This window comes from Limosilactobacillus avistercoris (assembly GCF_014836425.1).
GTDB classification, from domain to species: domain Bacteria; phylum Bacillota; class Bacilli; order Lactobacillales; family Lactobacillaceae; genus Limosilactobacillus; species Limosilactobacillus agrestimuris.
On record NZ_JACSQW010000001.1, the window covers coordinates 121,933 to 139,008 of the forward strand.

General features: G+C 42.5%; 15 protein-coding genes. 14 read left to right on the forward strand and 1 reads right to left on the reverse strand.

Features of this window, described 5'->3' with window-relative positions:
* The first annotated feature begins 241 nt into the window (after positions 1-241).
* The 7 genes from serS to H9564_RS00625 all read left to right on the forward strand — a co-directional run bounded on the left by serS (position 242) and on the right by H9564_RS00625 (position 9,700).
* Positions 242-1,537, forward strand: a complete 1,296-nt coding sequence (serS, locus tag H9564_RS00595) for a serine--tRNA ligase (RefSeq protein WP_191683652.1) — start codon at positions 242-244, stop codon at positions 1,535-1,537.
* A 232-nt stretch (positions 1,538-1,769) separates the two neighbouring features.
* A complete protein-coding gene (locus H9564_RS00600; RefSeq protein WP_191683653.1) occupies positions 1,770-2,252 on the forward strand; it encodes a hypothetical protein in 483 nt (160 codons plus the stop codon).
* Positions 2,253-2,646: 394 nt separating this feature from the next.
* Entirely contained in the window at positions 2,647-4,110 is a 1,464-nt protein-coding gene (locus H9564_RS00605) for an ABC transporter substrate-binding protein/permease (protein WP_191683654.1), read from the forward strand.
* A 1-nt stretch (position 4,111) separates the two neighbouring features.
* Entirely contained in the window at positions 4,112-4,855 is a 744-nt protein-coding gene (locus H9564_RS00610) for an amino acid ABC transporter ATP-binding protein (RefSeq protein WP_191683655.1), read from the forward strand.
* Between the two features lie 549 nt (positions 4,856-5,404).
* Complete coding sequence (locus tag H9564_RS00615; protein WP_191683656.1) at positions 5,405-6,754, forward strand: amino acid permease; 1,350 nt, start codon at positions 5,405-5,407, stop codon at positions 6,752-6,754.
* Between the two features lie 658 nt (positions 6,755-7,412).
* The gene (locus H9564_RS00620; RefSeq protein WP_191683657.1) at positions 7,413-8,525 is read left to right on the forward strand and encodes a PTS transporter subunit IIC; all 1,113 of its coding nucleotides are present in this window, start codon (positions 7,413-7,415) and stop codon (positions 8,523-8,525) included.
* Between the two features lie 167 nt (positions 8,526-8,692).
* The gene (locus H9564_RS00625; protein WP_191683658.1) at positions 8,693-9,700 is read left to right on the forward strand and encodes a prolipoprotein diacylglyceryl transferase; all 1,008 of its coding nucleotides are present in this window, start codon (positions 8,693-8,695) and stop codon (positions 9,698-9,700) included.
* A gap of 47 nt (positions 9,701-9,747) precedes the next feature.
* Here H9564_RS00625 and H9564_RS00630 read toward each other — a convergent pair whose 3' ends face one another.
* Positions 9,748-10,731 carry an aldo/keto reductase gene (locus H9564_RS00630; protein ID WP_191683659.1) on the reverse strand — a complete coding sequence of 328 codons (984 nt, stop codon included), beginning with the start codon at positions 10,729-10,731 and terminating at the stop codon, positions 9,748-9,750.
* 571 nt (positions 10,732-11,302) lie between these two features.
* On the opposite strand from H9564_RS00630, the gene rsmG reads away from it, so the two are divergent.
* The 7 genes from rsmG (at position 11,303) to H9564_RS00665 (ending at position 16,992) form a co-directional block, all read left to right on the forward strand.
* On the forward strand, positions 11,303-12,028 hold the full coding sequence (gene rsmG / locus H9564_RS00635) for a 16S rRNA (guanine(527)-N(7))-methyltransferase RsmG (RefSeq protein ID WP_191683660.1): 726 nt from the start codon (positions 11,303-11,305) through the stop codon (positions 12,026-12,028).
* An 18-nt stretch (positions 12,029-12,046) separates the two neighbouring features.
* Complete coding sequence (locus tag H9564_RS00640; RefSeq protein WP_191683661.1) at positions 12,047-13,042, forward strand: nucleoid occlusion protein; 996 nt, start codon at positions 12,047-12,049, stop codon at positions 13,040-13,042.
* Between the two features lie 11 nt (positions 13,043-13,053).
* Entirely contained in the window at positions 13,054-13,824 is a 771-nt protein-coding gene (locus H9564_RS00645; protein ID WP_191683662.1) for a ParA family protein, read from the forward strand.
* Positions 13,811-14,698, forward strand: a complete 888-nt coding sequence (locus H9564_RS00650; RefSeq protein ID WP_191683663.1) for a ParB/RepB/Spo0J family partition protein — start codon at positions 13,811-13,813, stop codon at positions 14,696-14,698. The genes H9564_RS00645 and H9564_RS00650 overlap by 14 nt, the downstream gene beginning before the upstream one ends.
* A 15-nt stretch (positions 14,699-14,713) precedes the next feature.
* Positions 14,714-14,914, forward strand: a complete 201-nt coding sequence (locus H9564_RS00655; RefSeq protein WP_191683664.1) for a DUF951 domain-containing protein — start codon at positions 14,714-14,716, stop codon at positions 14,912-14,914.
* A 40-nt stretch (positions 14,915-14,954) separates the two neighbouring features.
* A complete protein-coding gene (gene ychF / locus H9564_RS00660; RefSeq protein ID WP_191683665.1) occupies positions 14,955-16,052 on the forward strand; it encodes a redox-regulated ATPase YchF in 1,098 nt (365 codons plus the stop codon).
* A gap of 172 nt (positions 16,053-16,224) precedes the next feature.
* Positions 16,225-16,992 carry a DUF1129 domain-containing protein gene (locus H9564_RS00665; RefSeq protein WP_191683666.1) on the forward strand — a complete coding sequence of 256 codons (768 nt, stop codon included), beginning with the start codon at positions 16,225-16,227 and terminating at the stop codon, positions 16,990-16,992.
* The last annotated feature ends 84 nt before the right edge of the window (positions 16,993-17,076 follow it).

A 17,076-nucleotide genomic window follows, 5' to 3' on the forward strand; every position in this document is an offset into this window, starting at 1 on the left:
GAAGATAAAACACGGTTGCATTTCAAGTAGATCATCTAGAGAAGCGGCGGTTGGTGAAAGCCGTTGATCGAAACTCCGGTGCAGAAAAATGTGGGCGGGTAATGCCGCACGGTTGATGGCCGTTATCCATCGCGAGGGTGACGTTGAATAGCGTCAAACTTGGGTGGTACCGCGGAACTTAGAGCCATTTCGTCCCAAAATATTTTGAGGATGGAATGGCTCTTTTTGTTAGGAGGATACTATGTTAGATATTAAGAAGATTCGTAAGGATCCTGAATTCTTTAAGCAAAAGTTAGCTACTCGTGGAATTAAGGCTGAAGAAATCGATGAAGTTCTTGAACTAGACCAAAAACGGCGGGAACTCTTACAAAAGACTGAAGCCTTAAAGGCACAACGGAACGAAGCCTCAAAGAAGATTGGTGAAGCTAAGCGGAATGGTGAATCTGCTGACGAAGCCATTAAGGAAACTCGTAACTTGGGTGACCAAATCAAGGAGCTTGATGAACAAGTTGAAGCAAACGATGAAGTCTTCAACGACAAGATGTCCCGGTTACCAAACATCCCTCATGACGGTGTTCCAGCAAGCTTAACCGAAGACGGTGCCGTTGAATTGCGGAAGGTTGGCCAAATTCGTGACTTTGGTTTTGAACCTAAGCACCACTGGGATGTTGGTGAAAACTTGGGAATTCTTGACTTTGACCGTGCCCGGAAGGTTTCTGGTGCGCGCTTTGTCTACTACCTTGGCCTTGGTGCTCAACTTGAACGGGCCGTTTACAACTTCATGCTTGATGAACACATGAAGGACGGCTACACCGAAGTATTGCCACCATACATTGTTAATGCTGCATCAATGTACGGTACTGGTCAATTCCCAAAGTTCAAGAAGGGTGTTTACCAAGTTAACGGTGAAGACATGACTTTGATCCCAACCGCCGAAGTTCCGTTGACAAACTACTACCGTGGCGATGTTATTCCAGCTGAAGAACTTCCAGTTTATGTTACTGCCTTAACACCATGTTTCCGTTCCGAAGCTGGTGCCGCTGGCCGTGATACTCGTGGTTTGATCCGGATGCACCAATTTAACAAAGTCGAAATGGTTAAGTACACTAAGCCAGAAGATTCATGGGATGAATTGGAAAAGATGACTGCAAATGCTGAAAACATCTTGAAGAAGCTTGGTCTTCCATACCACGTCATCACATTGACTACTAGCGACATGAGTTTCACTGCATCTGAAACCCATGACCTTGAATTGTGGATGCCAGCCCAAAACAAGTACCGTGAAGTATCATCTTGTTCAAACTGCTTAGACTTCCAAGCACGGCGAATGCACACTCAATACCGTGACGAAAATGGTAAGCTTCAATACGTCCACACCCTGAATGGTTCAGGCCTTGCCGTTGGTCGGACCGTTGCCGCAATTTTGGAAAATTACCAAAACGAAGACGGTTCCGTAACCATTCCAGATGTATTAGTTCCATACATGCACGGTGTAACCAAGATCACCAAAGAAAACGCGGTACCGTTTAAAAAGTAGAGTGCGAAGCCGTTAAAAACTTCCGGTGGCTAACGATTTCTCCACTGAACGGCGGTATGCCGTCGGAAGTGAAGGTCGTTAGCTCGAGGAAGTTTAGGCTGAGCACGTTTTGGCTATGTCGCAGTAGAACTACTAGCTCTAGCAAGTTCCTGGCAAGCAGATCTTGGCTATGCTTCAGTAGAAACTAATCACACCCAAACATAATAACTAAACCAGAAGTAACCCTACCAAAATGGCAGTTACTTCTGGTTTCCCTTTTAAAAATAGTAAAAAAGATTATCAAGAAGCTAATAATTCATATGTGATTTTCTTTTGCCGTTTTGATCCACTTGGCTTAGGTTTGCAGCAGTATACTATTCATCGACACGTTGACGAAAGTCCAGAATATATTGCGGACGATGGGACAACAACGATCTTCTTAAATGTTCCTAGCTTGCGGAAAGATGTTAATCAGCCTTTACAGAAATTTTTGGACATGATTGCTAATCGTAAAGTTGATGATGATGATGATCATTTCATCGTACAATTAAAGAAAAGGGTTGCATTAGTCAAGCATAATAAGAAATGGAGGGCGGAATATATGCATTTATCGTTATATGAAATGGATCGTCGCCATGGATTGAAGGTTGCACGACAAGAAGGTATACAAGAAGGAAAAGAAAGTGGGAAAGAAGAGGCAATTCTACAAGTCACAAACTTATTCATCAATCAGTAATTACCAGAAGAAAAGATCATCGCTAATTTAAAAGAAGCGTATGGCTTAAAGAATGAAGAAGCTGAGCAATACTATAAACGGTGTTTGAAATAATAGGTAGATAAGAAATTAGCAGTTCTATTTGTTAGTAGTACCAATTAGAACTGCTTTTTTAGGTTTAAAGTATAAAAGAGTATAAAAAGATATAAAATGAGAACTTCCTCATCAAATATCAATCATCAAAATCACACTTAAGAAAATTAACCAAATTTGGATACTCATCCTTTAAAAAGTTTTGTTTAAATCGCTATCATCTTGGATAAACACACGGTTCACTTAAAACTATTCACTTCTTTTTGACTGAATGATAATGTATTACCAACGTTAAAATTTGATTAAAGAGGAGTCGGTATAGATGCAAAGCAATCATTGGAAAATATTTTTAGCTACCTTAACGGCAGTTCTAGGAATTGTCATTGGGTGGCAGGTAATTGAACCACAGACGGCATCTGCTGATGAACAAACGTATACTTTTGCGACGAACAACACCTTTGAACCATTCGAAATTCAGGATAGCAAGGGTGGCTATTCTGGGAAGAATCCTGGGATTGAAATTGAAATCTTAAAGAAGATCGCCAAGCATGAGCACTTTAAGTACCGTCTAAAGGCGATGAGTTTTAACGGTGACTTGCAAGCCTTGGAATCAGGCCAAGTTGATGCCGTGATTGCCGGGATGAGTGTTACTGACGAGCGGAAAGCCAAGTATGACTTCTCAACTCCTTACTACACTGACGGGGTTGTAATGGCGGTTGCCAAGGACAGTAACATTAAGTCAATGAAGCAGTTGAAAGGGAAGACCGTTTCAGCTAAGTCAGGAACTAGTGCGGCATTATACCTAAAAAAGAACCAAAAGAAGTATGGTTACAAGATCCGTTACTTCGATTCTTCTAACACTATGTGGAACGATGTGAAGACTGGGAACACTGCAGCAACCTTTGATGATGGTCCGGTTCTTCAATACGGAATTAAGACTGGGGTACCACTAAAGATTGTTACCAAGAAGCCAATTGATGCGCAACCAGTTGCCGTTGGTTACCAAAAGGGCAAGAACCTGGAACTCCAAAAGAAAGTTAACGATGGAATTAAATGGTTAAAGGATACTGGTCAATTAGATCAAATTATTAATAAGTACACTAAAGGTAACGGGACAACCAAGACTACCGCTGCCGACCACACGATTTTAGGATTATTAAAGACTAACCGAGAAGCACTTCTTCGTGGTTTGTGGATGACGATTGAACTAACCGTTATCGGAATTATCTTTGCGATGATTTTTGGTGTAATTCTTGGTGTCTTGGGTGTCGTTAATAATAAGTTTGCTAATGGCGTTTCAAGTACCTTAATCTACATCTTCCGGGGGATCCCAATGATTGTTTTGGCCTTCTTTATTTACATGGGGGTTCCAAACGTGATCGGTCATAAGGTGCCACTATTCCTTGCCGGGATCTTAACCTTGACGTTTGATGAAGGGGGCTACATTGGAGCCATTGTTAAAGGTGGCTTCGAGTCAGTTAGCCAAGGACAGTGGGAAGCAGCCCGAAGTCTAGGTCTACCTTACAGTAAGGCCTTAATCAAGGTTATTGCACCACAAGGATTTAAGTTAATGGTACCGTCATTGGTTAACCAATTCATCATTACCTTGAAGGATACTTCGATCCTGTCTGCAATTGGTGTGATGGAATTAACCCAAACCGGTACCGTCATTATTTCACAAAACATGGAAGGGTTCAGAATGTGGACAATCATCGCGGTAATCTACATTATCATTATCACCCTGTTAACATGGTTATCAAATTACGTACAAAAGAGGATGGCTTAATATGGATAAAAAGTACAAAGTACAAGTTAAAGACTTACACAAGAGCTACGGCAGTAACGAAGTGTTGAGGGGGATTAACCTGAATGTTAAGCCAAATGAGGTAGTTTGTATGATTGGTCCCTCTGGTTCTGGGAAGAGTACCTTCTTGCGGTGCATCAATAAGCTTGAAGAACCAAACAGTGGCCATGTTTATGTTGATGGTTATGACATTGCCGATCCAAAGGTTAATATTAATAAGGTTCGGCAAAATATTGGGATGGTTTTCCAGCACTTTAACCTTTTTCCTAATATGAACGTTTTACAAAATATTACATTGGCTCCAGTAGAATTAGGGAAGATGAGTAAGGAGGAGGCTGAAAAAGCAGCGATGCACTACCTTGAACTTGTTGGTCTCGAGGATAAGGCAGACGCTAACCCGACGAAGCTCTCTGGTGGGCAGCAACAGCGGGTAGCAATCGCTCGGGCGTTAGCAATGAAGCCAGATGTAATGTTATTTGATGAACCAACAAGTGCCCTGGACCCGGAAATGGTTGGGGATGTGCTCGAGGTTATGAAGCGGTTGGCTAAAGAAGGGATGACGATGATTGTCGTTACCCACGAAATGGGCTTCGCTAAGCAAGTCGCCGATCGCGTTGTCTTCTTCCACGATGGCGACATCCGCGAACAAGGCACCCCCGACCAAATCTTCAACCACCCCCAACACCCCGACACCAGGAACTTCTTGGATAAGGTGTTGAATGTATAGGTGAGTGTGAGCCGTGACGGACTAGCAACTGAGCACTAAGGAATCCCGGACGATGATTGTTATCAATCGAGTCCGGGATATTTAGGCGGAAGTTGCGGTCACGGCGAACACGTTATGACTATGTGGCATTAGAAATTAGCTCTAGCAAGTCCCTGGTTCACCCCAACGTTATGACCATGTATCATTAAAACTTTCCAAAAGTAAGTATGATTCTCATCACAGTGGGGATGATTAGGCTTACAAAAGACGAAAATTTGAATAAAAATTCAAGTTATTGTTTGACATTAGCGTCAAAATCATTATAATTATGAGTAATCTTTAATGTTAGTAGACAGAGATCCCGATAGTAGCTGAAATTCGGGACTAGCATAATGGCATGTACGTTTGAAATGGGTGGTTCCTTTATCAACTGAGAGGTAGTTCATTAAGTTGGACTATAAAGATGGGTGGAACCGCGTTAAAAGGACGTCCCTGGTGTAATGACCAGGAACGCCCTTTCTTTTTTGAAAGCGATATATGCAAAAGATCTTTAATTTAAGGAGGCAGATTATGGACGAACAGCAACAACAAAAGCTCAAACGCTCGTTAAAGAGCCGACATGTAACGATGATTGCCATCGGGGGTGCGATCGGGACCGGACTTTTTCTTGGTTCGGGGAAAGCGATCCAACAAGCCGGCCCAGCGATTATTCTTTCGTACCTAATCGTCGGTATCTTTTGCTTCTTTATGATGCGTGCGTTAGGGGAATTAATTCTCGCTGATACTTCTAAACACTCATTCATTGATTCTGTTAAGGAATACCTTGGTGGTCGGATGGAATTTGTGGCCGGCTGGATGTACTGGGCCTGCTGGCTGACGTTAGCGATGGCTGACTTGACTGCTACCGGGATTTACTTAAAGTACTGGTTCCCAAGCCTACCACAATGGGTTGGGCCACTGGTGATTGTGGTGCTCCTGATGCTGATCAACATGGTCAACGTTGGACTATTCGGTGAACTAGAAAGCTGGTTCTCGATGATTAAGGTGATTGCGATCCTGGTATTGATCGCAGTCGGTGCGGTAATGCTCTTAATGCATAGCCATATTGAGAATCGAACTGTTGAGTTAAGTAACTTGGTTAATCATGGTGGCTTCTTCCCAACCGGTCCCATGGGATTCTTAATGTCTTTCCAAATGGTTGTCTTTGCCTTTGTGGGGATTGAAATGGTTGGTTTGACGGCGGGTGAAACAAAGAACCCGCAAAAGGATATTCCGAAGGCAATCAATACCTTGCCAGTCCGGATTGGTTTATTCTACATTGGTTCAATGATTGCGATGATGGTAATTTACCCATGGACACAGATTAAGACAACTTCTAGTCCATTTGTTCAGGTGTTTGCTGCAATTGGGATTCCTGGTGCTGCCGGGATTATCAACTTCGTGGTATTGACAGCGGCAATGTCCGCAACGAATAGTGCGATCTTTAGTACTAGTCGGTCACTCTATTCCCTTTCGCGGAGTGGAAACGCCCCAAAGCGGTTTGGTGAACTAAGTGCCAAGGCCGTTCCTAACCGGGCATTGACGTTCTCATCGGTTATTCTCTTTATTACCGTTATCTTGAACTACATTATGCCTGCCGGAATCTTCGATGTAATCGCCGGAATTTCCACGATTACCTTTATCTTCACGTGGATTATTATCTTATTTGCTCACATTAAGTACCGGCAAAAGAATCCAAAAGGGGTTAGCTACTTCAAGATGCCAGGATACCCAATCACTAGTTGGTTGACGATTATCTTCTTCTTGGTAGTTCTTGTTATCTTGCTCTTTATCGATTCTACCCGGATTCCACTAATCCTTTCCGTTATTATCTTCGCTGCTCTTGCGTGGGGATACGGATTAAAGAAAAATAATGAATAAGCAAAAAACTCAGGAAATTTTTCCTGAGTTTTTTTATGATCCTGAAGGGTGAGAAATGAGTTTTTGCTTGAGATTATTAAGACAAATAACGCGTAAATGTCCGGTTTATGAAATCGCTTAGAACGTTGATATGGCGCAGTTGATTTGACCTTTCAACTAGCCGATCATATACTAAAGGTGTGAAGGGATATTGAGTGATTTCCAATGAACATCTTCTCATAATAAACTACTTTGAAGTATGTTGATATTAATCTGTAAAAAGTTAACAAAGACACACCCCACTCCACATGAAAACAATTTAGTTTCCTTAAAAAGCATGTTTTAAGCTAATTACTTAATTAGGCCATATCTACAGAGCCCTTACGATAATAATCTCAGTTTAGTTCTCCCATTGAAGAACTGCAGAATACAATCTAACGGATCTTGATACAAAATATATTACCCAATTATCCCTTCCGCGGAAGCACGGAGACTTGAAATAAGTCTCCGCCTTTTATTTTTAAAAAGTTTGGTGGCGCTTTCCGACATATTTTTAAATGATTCAACATAATAATTAAAATTAAATTAAAAAACAATTAGGAAAAGATTGATATTTAAAGATGTCTTCCGTAAAATAACAATCAATCATTATGAATAAAAATTATTTAAGGAGGCGTTAATGATGGAAAGTCGAGTTAATACGACCAGTGAAGCACAAGCGACTTATGCTAACTCATCACGAGTTAAAGAGGTGGCTTACCGAATTTTTGCAGCGGTGGCCAATGCTATTTTAGTTGTTCTTGGTGGCGGATTATTAGTGCAAACCGTGGGTAACTTGACGGGAATTCACGTTCTGACATTAGTCGGAGCAGAAGCCCAGGTCCTCTTAGCGCCTGCGATCGGGGTTGCGGTTGCTTCTCAGATGAATACTAATACCCTGGTTACCTTTGCCGCAATGATTTCTTCAACCGTGGGTGCTAATGCGGTCCATTTCACATCGACCGCAGTTAATGGAGCAACCGCTACTGGGCAAGTGGCCGCATCTGCTGTTGGCTCTCCGGTCTTTACAACTGGACAACCAGTTTCTGCAGTGTTAGCAGCAGTAGTTGCTGTATTAGTTGGGAAGTATTTGACAGGAAAGACGCCGTTAGACATGGTGCTAGTACCATTCGGTACATTAGCAGTCGGAATTGGATTTGGTTTGATGGTGGCGGCGGTAGTTACGCCGGCTTTATTGGCAGTTTCAGCCTACATCGCTAAAACAATGCAAGTTTCTCCAGTTCTTGGTTCGGTCGTAATTTCGGTTGTTTGGGCCTTGTTCCTGATGACACCAGCATCATCCGCGGCGTTAGCAGTTGCGTTAACGCTTGATCCGGTTTCATCTGCGGCTGCTTTGATCGGAACAACGGCACAATTTGTGGCCTTTACTGCAATGTCATGGCGACAAAATGATCTCGGTGCAAATATTGCCCAAGGCTTGGTCACACCCAAAGTGCAATTCCCTAACTTACTGATTAACCCCTACCTACTTGTACCATCGGTTGTTTCTGCGGCGGTCTGCGCGCCACTTGCTACTGTGGTCTTTGGGTTCCGCTCAACGTATACTCTTGGTGGCCTTGGCTTGAACTCACTAATTGCACCAATTGCTTATCTTTCGCGAGGATGGGCACAGTTTGGCACCTATATGGCACTTGGTGTTGTTGCCCCGGCAGTCCTCTCGGTAGCGGTTTATCTATTTATGAAGCGCGCTGGTTTGATCGGTGAACGCCAATTACACCTTGAACTTGTTTAGGTTAAATTCTGCTTTTAATGAAATACCCTATAAAAAAGTGATCTCGTCTTAATGAGAGACTTAAAATAAGCTAGAAGAATCTCCAAGAATTTCTTGGAGATTCTTTTTGCTTCTGAAATAATGGTAGAATATACTGGAGTGTAGAAATCACCAGGAGGTTAATCGCTGTGAATAATAACGGTTCAGATAGTGGTAACAAGAACGTTAAGAAAAAGATTTCATTTGATATTAATAGTGCTAAGGCAGCGGGGGATGCCAGTACTGAAAGTTCTTCAGCAACCATGCCAGTCTTTTCAATTAAAAAGAAGCACGCTGATTCTGCGAAAACGGCTGAAGAATTAGGTGCTAGTCGTCATGAACCAACAAGTGATCGACCAGTCTTTGAAATTCATGGCGATACTAAGTCGCAGGCATCTACTCAATCTGAGGTACCAGTGTCAGATTCAACGGAGCCACAAATTACGGTCCAAAATATAATTCCGCCTACTTCTGAGAGTAATGCACCAGAATCGCAAGAAAGTGATGGGAAATCAGAGGTTGTTGGTGGAACTCCAAGTTTATCTGAAGAAAGTGTCGAAGCTTCATTTGAGCCGTCAATTTCTGCTACAACAGAAACATCTGAAAGTCTGGATCCACAGGCGAATGCTGAGAGTGTGGAAGGCTCAGTAGACTATATGACGTCCCTAAATATGGAGCTCGAGAAACTCCAACGAGAGCTAGATGCTAATTCGATTTCTTTGACACCGGAAAGTGAATCTGCAACAGTAACTAATGAAGGGCAATCGTTGACTCGTGAAGCATACAGGGGTTCATTGGATGAAACTGTGGATGAACAATCTGAAACGAGCATTACAGAATCTCTAGAGCAACCACAACCAACTGCTCCACGACCACCGCGCCCACAAAAGGACGAAAAGGTTGAACCAATTTTTGCGGAACCCGAAGAGGACAAGGCTGAAAAAAGGCAGCCAAAAGTGGAGTGGAACGGCCCGCAGGTTCAGCGAGAGGAACAGCCTAAACCAAAAACTGAACCACATCGTTCTGTACAGGCTCACACAGAAACGCGCCATTCTTCAAGGGTAAGTAGTCGAGCACATCGTAAGTCTAAGAAACAATCTGGGGTCCTCGGAAAGAGTTTCCTAGCAATGCTTGGTCTTGGAAATAAGGATGAATAAATAAAAGCAGTAACGAAAATTTTTCATTGCTGCTTTTTTGATTTAATTTAATCAGGATCCTTTAATGATTTACCACTCTTGGTATTCTTGAAGTGGTTAAAGGCTAACTCGATCGTTTGGTATTCGTTATCAGTTAACGTGATGTCCATTGCCTTAGCATTAGCAACCACTTGTTTTGCCTTCTTGGCACCAGGAATCACAACAGAAATTAATGGGTTCTTGAGGTACCAAGCGAGGATTGTTTGTGCAACAGTAGCGTGGTGGGCATCAGCAATTTCACGAACCCGATCAACGGCATCGAGAATCTTACCATATCGTGGTTCCTTGAAGTCCGCAATCTGACTCCGAATATCATCCTCTGGGAAGCTAACATCCTTGACATACTTACCAGTTAATAATCCTGAAGCGAGTGGGAAATAAGGGACAAAGCTGATTTGGTTGTCATGAAGGTAATCTAACATTCCTTCTGTTAGGTGGTCCTGGTGAAGGAGACTAAATTCATCTTCAACAACATCAACATAACCATCCGAGTTAGCTTCTTTAACCTGTTCAAGGCTAAAGTTAGAAATCCCGATTGCCCGAATTTTTCCTTCTTCCCGGAGTTTTTGTAGAGCCCCAACTGCTTCAGCCTTTGGAGTATCGTGATCTGGGAAGTGGATATAGTAAATATCAATGTAGTCGGTACCCAATCGTTCCAAACCCTTGTTAACTTGGTCAGTTAAGAATTTTGGATCGTTATTAATGACTTCTTCTCCAGTGGAAAAGTCATGGGCTCCTTTAGTGGCAATCACGATCTTATGACGATCGTAGTCTTTAATTGCTTGACCGACCAACTCTTCTGAATGACCTAGACCGTAAACATAGGCTGTATCAAGAAGGTTGATTCCGTTATCAAGAGCGGCCTTAACTAACTTAATCCCATCTTCGTCTTTGAGACCTGGGAAAAGATTGTAGCCACCAACAGCGTTTGTTCCTAGTCCGAGTGGGTTTGCGACAACATCTGACCGACCAATTTTAACAGATTCTACCATTATTTAAGCCCCTTTCGGTTTACTTGAAAGCGAATACATACAACTGTGATTATTATATCGTGAAATGGTAAGAATGGCGACTCGGTAGTGAGTTGATTGCATCAATTTAATAAAAATTATAGAATGATGATCCTTGGCAGGGGCGAGGGACTAGCAGTGATTGGCTAGTCCTTTTCTTTAGTTTAAAGGAAAAGGGTTAGGCAACGTAGCCGAAACGAGTTCGCCGTGACCGCAATCTCCGCCTAGTAGGAATTCTAGGCAACATAGTCAAAATGAGTTCGTCAGGGACTTGCTAGAGCTAGCAACCTCCTTCCTCAGTAGCTAACTGAATTCTGGTACCAACAAGTTGGTAGCCAGAATACTAGTTAGCCTTGTGAAGGTTCACAGACGAAAACGAGTTTTCTGGTTCACTCTTTAGGCGCACGACGCCTTCGTCAGGAGAAATTGCTAGCCCTCCGCAAGTCCTCTACTGGCTCACTCTCTCCTTTAAAACCTCTTGAAAAACGTTGAGGATTAAGTTACAGTAGTAAAAGACGTGAAACAAAATTGTTTCACGAAAGGAGAAGTTAAAATGAATCCAGAACAATTTCGGCAAGTGCTGGTGGATCACGAAATAAACCTTAGTGATTCACAAATGAAGCAGTTTGCTGATTATTACGACTTGTTAGTCACAACCAACGAGCATGTTAACTTAACACGAATTACTGAAAAAAATGAAGTTTACCTTAAGCACTTCTTTGATTCCATTAGCGGGGCCTTTGCGGAACCAAAGTTGATGACTGACGAATTAGCACTTTGCGATATTGGTGCCGGGGCAGGTTTCCCATCAATTCCTTTGAAGATTGCCTTTCCCCAATTAAAGCTCACAATCGTTGATTCCCTAAATAAGCGGATTACCTTTTTACAAGAGTTGGTTGCTAAGCTAGGATTGACGGACGTTACCCTTGTTCATGACCGGGCGGAAACGTTTAGTGATAAGAAGAGTGACCATCGTGAACAATATGATGTTGTGACGGCGCGGGCTGTGGCACGATTATCGGTTCTCAGTGAGTTATGTTTGCCAGCAGCAAAGGTTGGTGGTGAATTTATCGCTTACAAAGCTAGTGCTGCCACTGAAGAAATTCAACAGGGTGGCGCTGCAATTAAGAAACTTGGCGGAAAAATCCGGAAAACGATAAAACTTGAATTACCAGGAACTGATGAGGAGCGAAATATTATTGTGATCGATAAGGTTGCGCCAACACCAAAAAAGTTCCCGCGGCGTCCAGGATTACCAAATAAGAAACCAATTCAATAAAAGTGAGGGAGAGAGAAAATGGCTTTTTCATTATTCGGTATCGGTAAAGATCATTCTGGCGATACAAAGAATAAGGTTGTTGAAATAAAAGTTGATCAAATCATTCCCAACCGTTATCAACCACGGAAGGTGTTTGATCAAGATGGCATTCGTGAACTAGCACAAACGATTGATGAACACGGCTTACTGCAACCAATCGTTGTCCGTGAATATGAGTCAGCAAAGTACGAAATCATTGCTGGTGAGCGGCGTTATCGGGCTGTAAAATTATTGAGCTGGGAAACGATTCCGGCAATTATTGAGAAGATGAGCGATAAGGAAACTGCTTCCTTAGCTTTGATTGAAAACCTTCAACGTTCCCAATTGAGTTCTGTTGAAGAAGCCCAAGCTTACCGTCAATTAATGGACTTAAACCACTTAACCCAATCTGCCTTGGCAAAGGGAATGGGGAAGAGTCAATCATTTGTTGCGAATAAGTTGCGGTTACTAAAATTAATTAAACCAATTCAAACTGCAATCCTTGATCACCGGATTTCAGAACGGCATGGTCGGGCAATGTTAGACTTGGACGAAAAACAACAACGCGAAATGTTAATGCGGGTTGTTAATGAACGATTAACCGTTCGTCAAACTGAAGACGAGGTTGCTAAAGCTCTTGGACGGCCACTACCATCTGAATTAGCTAAACAACGGGCTGAAAAGAAGCGTCAAGAACTTGCTGATCTTGAAGGGACACCGACAGAAGAATCTGAAGTAGAAGAAGCAGAAAAAATAGAGGAATCGGTAGAGATCCCGAACCAAGAAAAACCAAAGAAAAAGGCAAAGACCAACAGGCGGCGCAAAAAAGCAAGCACAAGCAAACAAACAAGTAAGGCTAGTGATGGTCGTTTAGCTTTGAACACCATTAAGAAGTCAATCAAATTGGCTACTGATAACGGATTTACCATTACGACTCATGAAAAGGATAATGATGATACCTACCAATTAGTCATTGAAATTCCGAAGAAGCAGTAGGAGGGAGAAAAATGGGTTATGTTATTGCGTTAGCTAACCAAAAAGGTGGCGTTGGTAAGACCACGACAAGCGTAAACTTAGGGGCCTGTCTAGCGGATGCTGGTAAAAAAGTCCTCTTGATTGACTTGGACCCTCAGGGAAACGCAACAAGTGGTTTGGGAGTCGACAAAAAGGACATCGAAGAAAGTGTCTATGATGTTTTAATCAATGATGTTGACTTGAAAGATGTAATTATGAAGTCAAGTCATGAGGGCTTAGATATTGTTCCAACGACAATTGCTCTTTCTGGTGCAGAAGTTGAATTAACAAACTTAATGGCCCGGGAGACTCGGTTAAAGGATGCCTTTGGGGATGTTCGGGACGAATATGATTATATCCTGATTGACTGCCCACCTTCGCTTGGCCTACTGACGATTAATGCCTTTACTGCTTGTGACTCAATCTTGATTCCGGTTCAGAGTGAATACTATGCCCTTGAAGGGTTAAGTCAGTTGTTAAATACCATTAAGCTGGTTCGAAAGCACTTCAACTCTGAACTGAAGGTTGAAGGGGTCTTATTGACAATGTACGATAAGCGGACAAACTTGGGTCAACAAGTTAATGCGGAAGTGAAAAAGTACTTTGGTGATCAGGTTTATGAAACGATTATTCCACGCAACGTTCGTCTATCTGAAGCACCAAGTCATGGACAAGCAATTGTTGATTACGATAAGCGATCAACGGGGGCGAAAGTTTACCAACAATTAGCAAAGGAAGTGTTAGCGCGCCATGGCGAAAAATAAGCAAAGCGGATTAGGACGTGGAATTGAAGCGCTCTTTGAAGAGAATGATTTAAACGAGATTAGTGATAATGAAACCGTTCAAGATGTTAAATTATCGTTAATCCGACCGAACCCATATCAACCACGGCGGACGTTTGATCAAAAGGCACTCCGGGAACTGGCCTCATCAATTCAGGAGTCAGGAGTGTTCCAACCAATTATCCTTCGTCAGCCAGATCCGAAGCTAAAGCGTTATGAACTGATTGCTGGTGAACGGCGGTTTCGGGCATCAAAACTAGCCCATCAAGCAACTATTCCAGCGATTATCCGGCAAATGAGCGACGAAAAGATGATGGAAGTCGCTGTCTTGGAAAACCTTCAGCGGGAAGATTTGACCCCCTTAGAAGAGGCCCAAGCATACCAAACACTAATGGATAAGCTTTCATTAACTCAAGCACAGGTTGCTGAGCGACTTGGGAAGAGCCGGCCATACATCGCTAACTATTTACGGTTGTTAGGTTTGCCAAATGAAATTAAGGAGTTAGTTTCTGCCGGGAAGCTTTCAATGGGGCAGGCACGGACATTATTAGGTTTGAAAGATCGTAAGCAATTAGTTAAACTTGCTAAGCAGGCGGTCGAAAAGAACATGACTGTCCGTCAGCTTGAAGAATTAGTTGCGCAGATGAACGGAACCGCTGAAAAGAAGCGGACTAAGCGTCGCCAACGTAAGCCGGCTTATGTTCGTGAGGCTGAGTCACAATTACAGAGTAAGTTTGGGACGGAGGTTGCGGTTGCGCCGAGTCGGAAGAAGAACGCGGGTAAAATTGAAATCCCGTATAGTTCTGCCGACGACTTTAACCGAATTTTAGAAATCTTGAATATTTCATTAGATTAAGGAGGATAATCACTGATGGCAGCATATGATAAGGGCGATATTGTAATGATGAAGAAGCAACATCCGTGTGGTACCAATCGGTGGTTAATCACACGTGTCGGTGCGGATATTAAGATCCAATGTACCGGTTGTGGTCACATCGTAATGATGACGCGGCAAAAGTTTGATAAGGGCTTTAAGAAGGTCCTCAAAAAAGCCACAGATTCTGAAGATTAATTACTAAAAATATTAAATTAAAAAGGAAAGTGAACAACTTATGTCATTAACTGCAGGGATTGTTGGGTTACCAAACGTTGGTAAGTCAACCTTATTTAACGCGATTACTAAAGCTGGGGCTGAAATGGCCAACTACCCATTCGCAACGATTGATCCGAATGTGGGGATGGTTGAAGTTCCTGATAGTCGTCTTCAACGAATTGATGAAATCATTCCGGCAAAGAAAATTGTCCCAACAACATTTGAATTTACTGATATTGCCGGAATCGTAAAGGGTGCCAGCAAGGGTGAAGGACTTGGAAACAAGTTCTTGGAAAACATTCGCCAAACTGATGCGATTGTTCACGTTGTGCGGGCCTTTGATGATAATGACATCACAAGTGTTACCGGGAAAGTTGATCCAATTGAAGATATTGACACCATTAACCTGGAATTAGTAATGGCCGACTTGGATGCTGTTAATAAGCGCCTAGCTAAGGTTCAACGTGCTGCTAAGGGTCGAGATAAGGATGCGTTGGCTGAATTAGACGTTTTGAACAAGATTAAACCAGTTCTGGAAGATGGTAAGAGTGTTCGGTCAATTGACTTTAACGATGACGAAAAGAAGATCGTCAAGGGACTCTTCTTGCTTACCAGTAAGCCAGTTCTTTATGTTGCCAACATCTCTGAAGATGATATGGCTGATCCTGATGCTAACAAGTACATGGACCAAATTAAGGAACATGTTAAGAATGATGGTGAAGTAATCGGTGTTGCTGCAGCTGCCGAAGAACAAATCGCCGAAATGGATGAAGCAGATAAGGCTGACTTCCTTGAAATGGAAGGTGTTAAGGAACCAGGATTAAACCGTTTGATCCGTGCTGCTTACAAGCTCTTGGGTCTTGAAACCTTCTTTACTGCTGGTGGTCCTGAAACTCGTGCCTGGACATTTGAGAAGGGTACCAAGGCACCACAAGCAGCCGGAATTATTCACTCTGACTTTGAACGTGGCTTCATTCGTGCCGAAGTAATGAGCTTTGATGATCTTGATAAGTTAGGTTCCGAAGCTGCCGTTAAGGAAGCCGGTAAGCTCCGCCTTGAAGGTAAAGATTACGTCATGCAAGACGGCGACATTGTAGAATTTAGGTTTAATGTCTAGAGTGTCTTCGCCCCAAAGAGTTTCCGAAAGGCTAGCAATTTCTCCCGACGAAGGCGTCTTGCGCCTAGGAGGGAGGTTGCTAGCTCTAGGAAACTCGGGCGAAGCACGTTTCGACTATGTTGCATTAGTACTGCCTAATACCACATCACCATAATAAGAGAGGAGTTTCATCGTGAGCGAAAATCAACCACGAAATGCTCAAGCTGGTCAGCGACAAAAGGAGCATTTAAAAGAAGACCGGCGTGAAGCAGGAAATGAAATTAGTAAGCATAATTTAACGAGGAAAAACGAAGAATTCGTTTTCCAATTAAATAAGCAACTTGAACGTCAAGGAGTTGCTAAGGAAAAGCGTCCTGAAATTATTCAGGATACGATTACCCAACTTAAAGAAGGACAAAAGACTGGTAAAACTGCTAAAGCATTATTCGGGACACCAACTGAATATGTTAAGAATTTAAAGGATCCAAAGAAGAATAAGCAAGCTAACCACATGACCAAGCAATCAATTAAGTTACTTTCAATTGATAATATGCTGATCTTCTTTAGTATCTTTACCTTTATGTTTGGTATTATGTTCTGGATTTCTCCAGCCGCAATGAAGATGGCGCATTATGGGAGTAGTGGTCTCTTGGCAATTATCTTGGTTGCTGTTTCTGGTGGATTACTATTTGGTTATGTTGCTTCACAATTGCAGCCGGTCAAGAAAAACGGTAAGTGGGTTCAAGCTAAGCCACTCTGGTTCCGAATCTTAACAGTTGCTTTTGGGTTAGTGGTTTGGTTGGCTGTTTACATGGCATCTAGCTTACTACCAAATGCCATCAACCCTCGTTTAAATGCTTGGGCATACATTATCCTTGGGGTAATTGCCTTTGTCGGTGATCTTGTCTTTCGGCGGAAATACCACATTACAGGGTCATTCTATGGTAATCGGCGTAAGTAATTTGAAAGAGGCTGGGAATTAACTATTATTTTCTAGCTTCTAACTAAGAAAATGCGAACTATGATTTTTGATTTAATCAAAAAT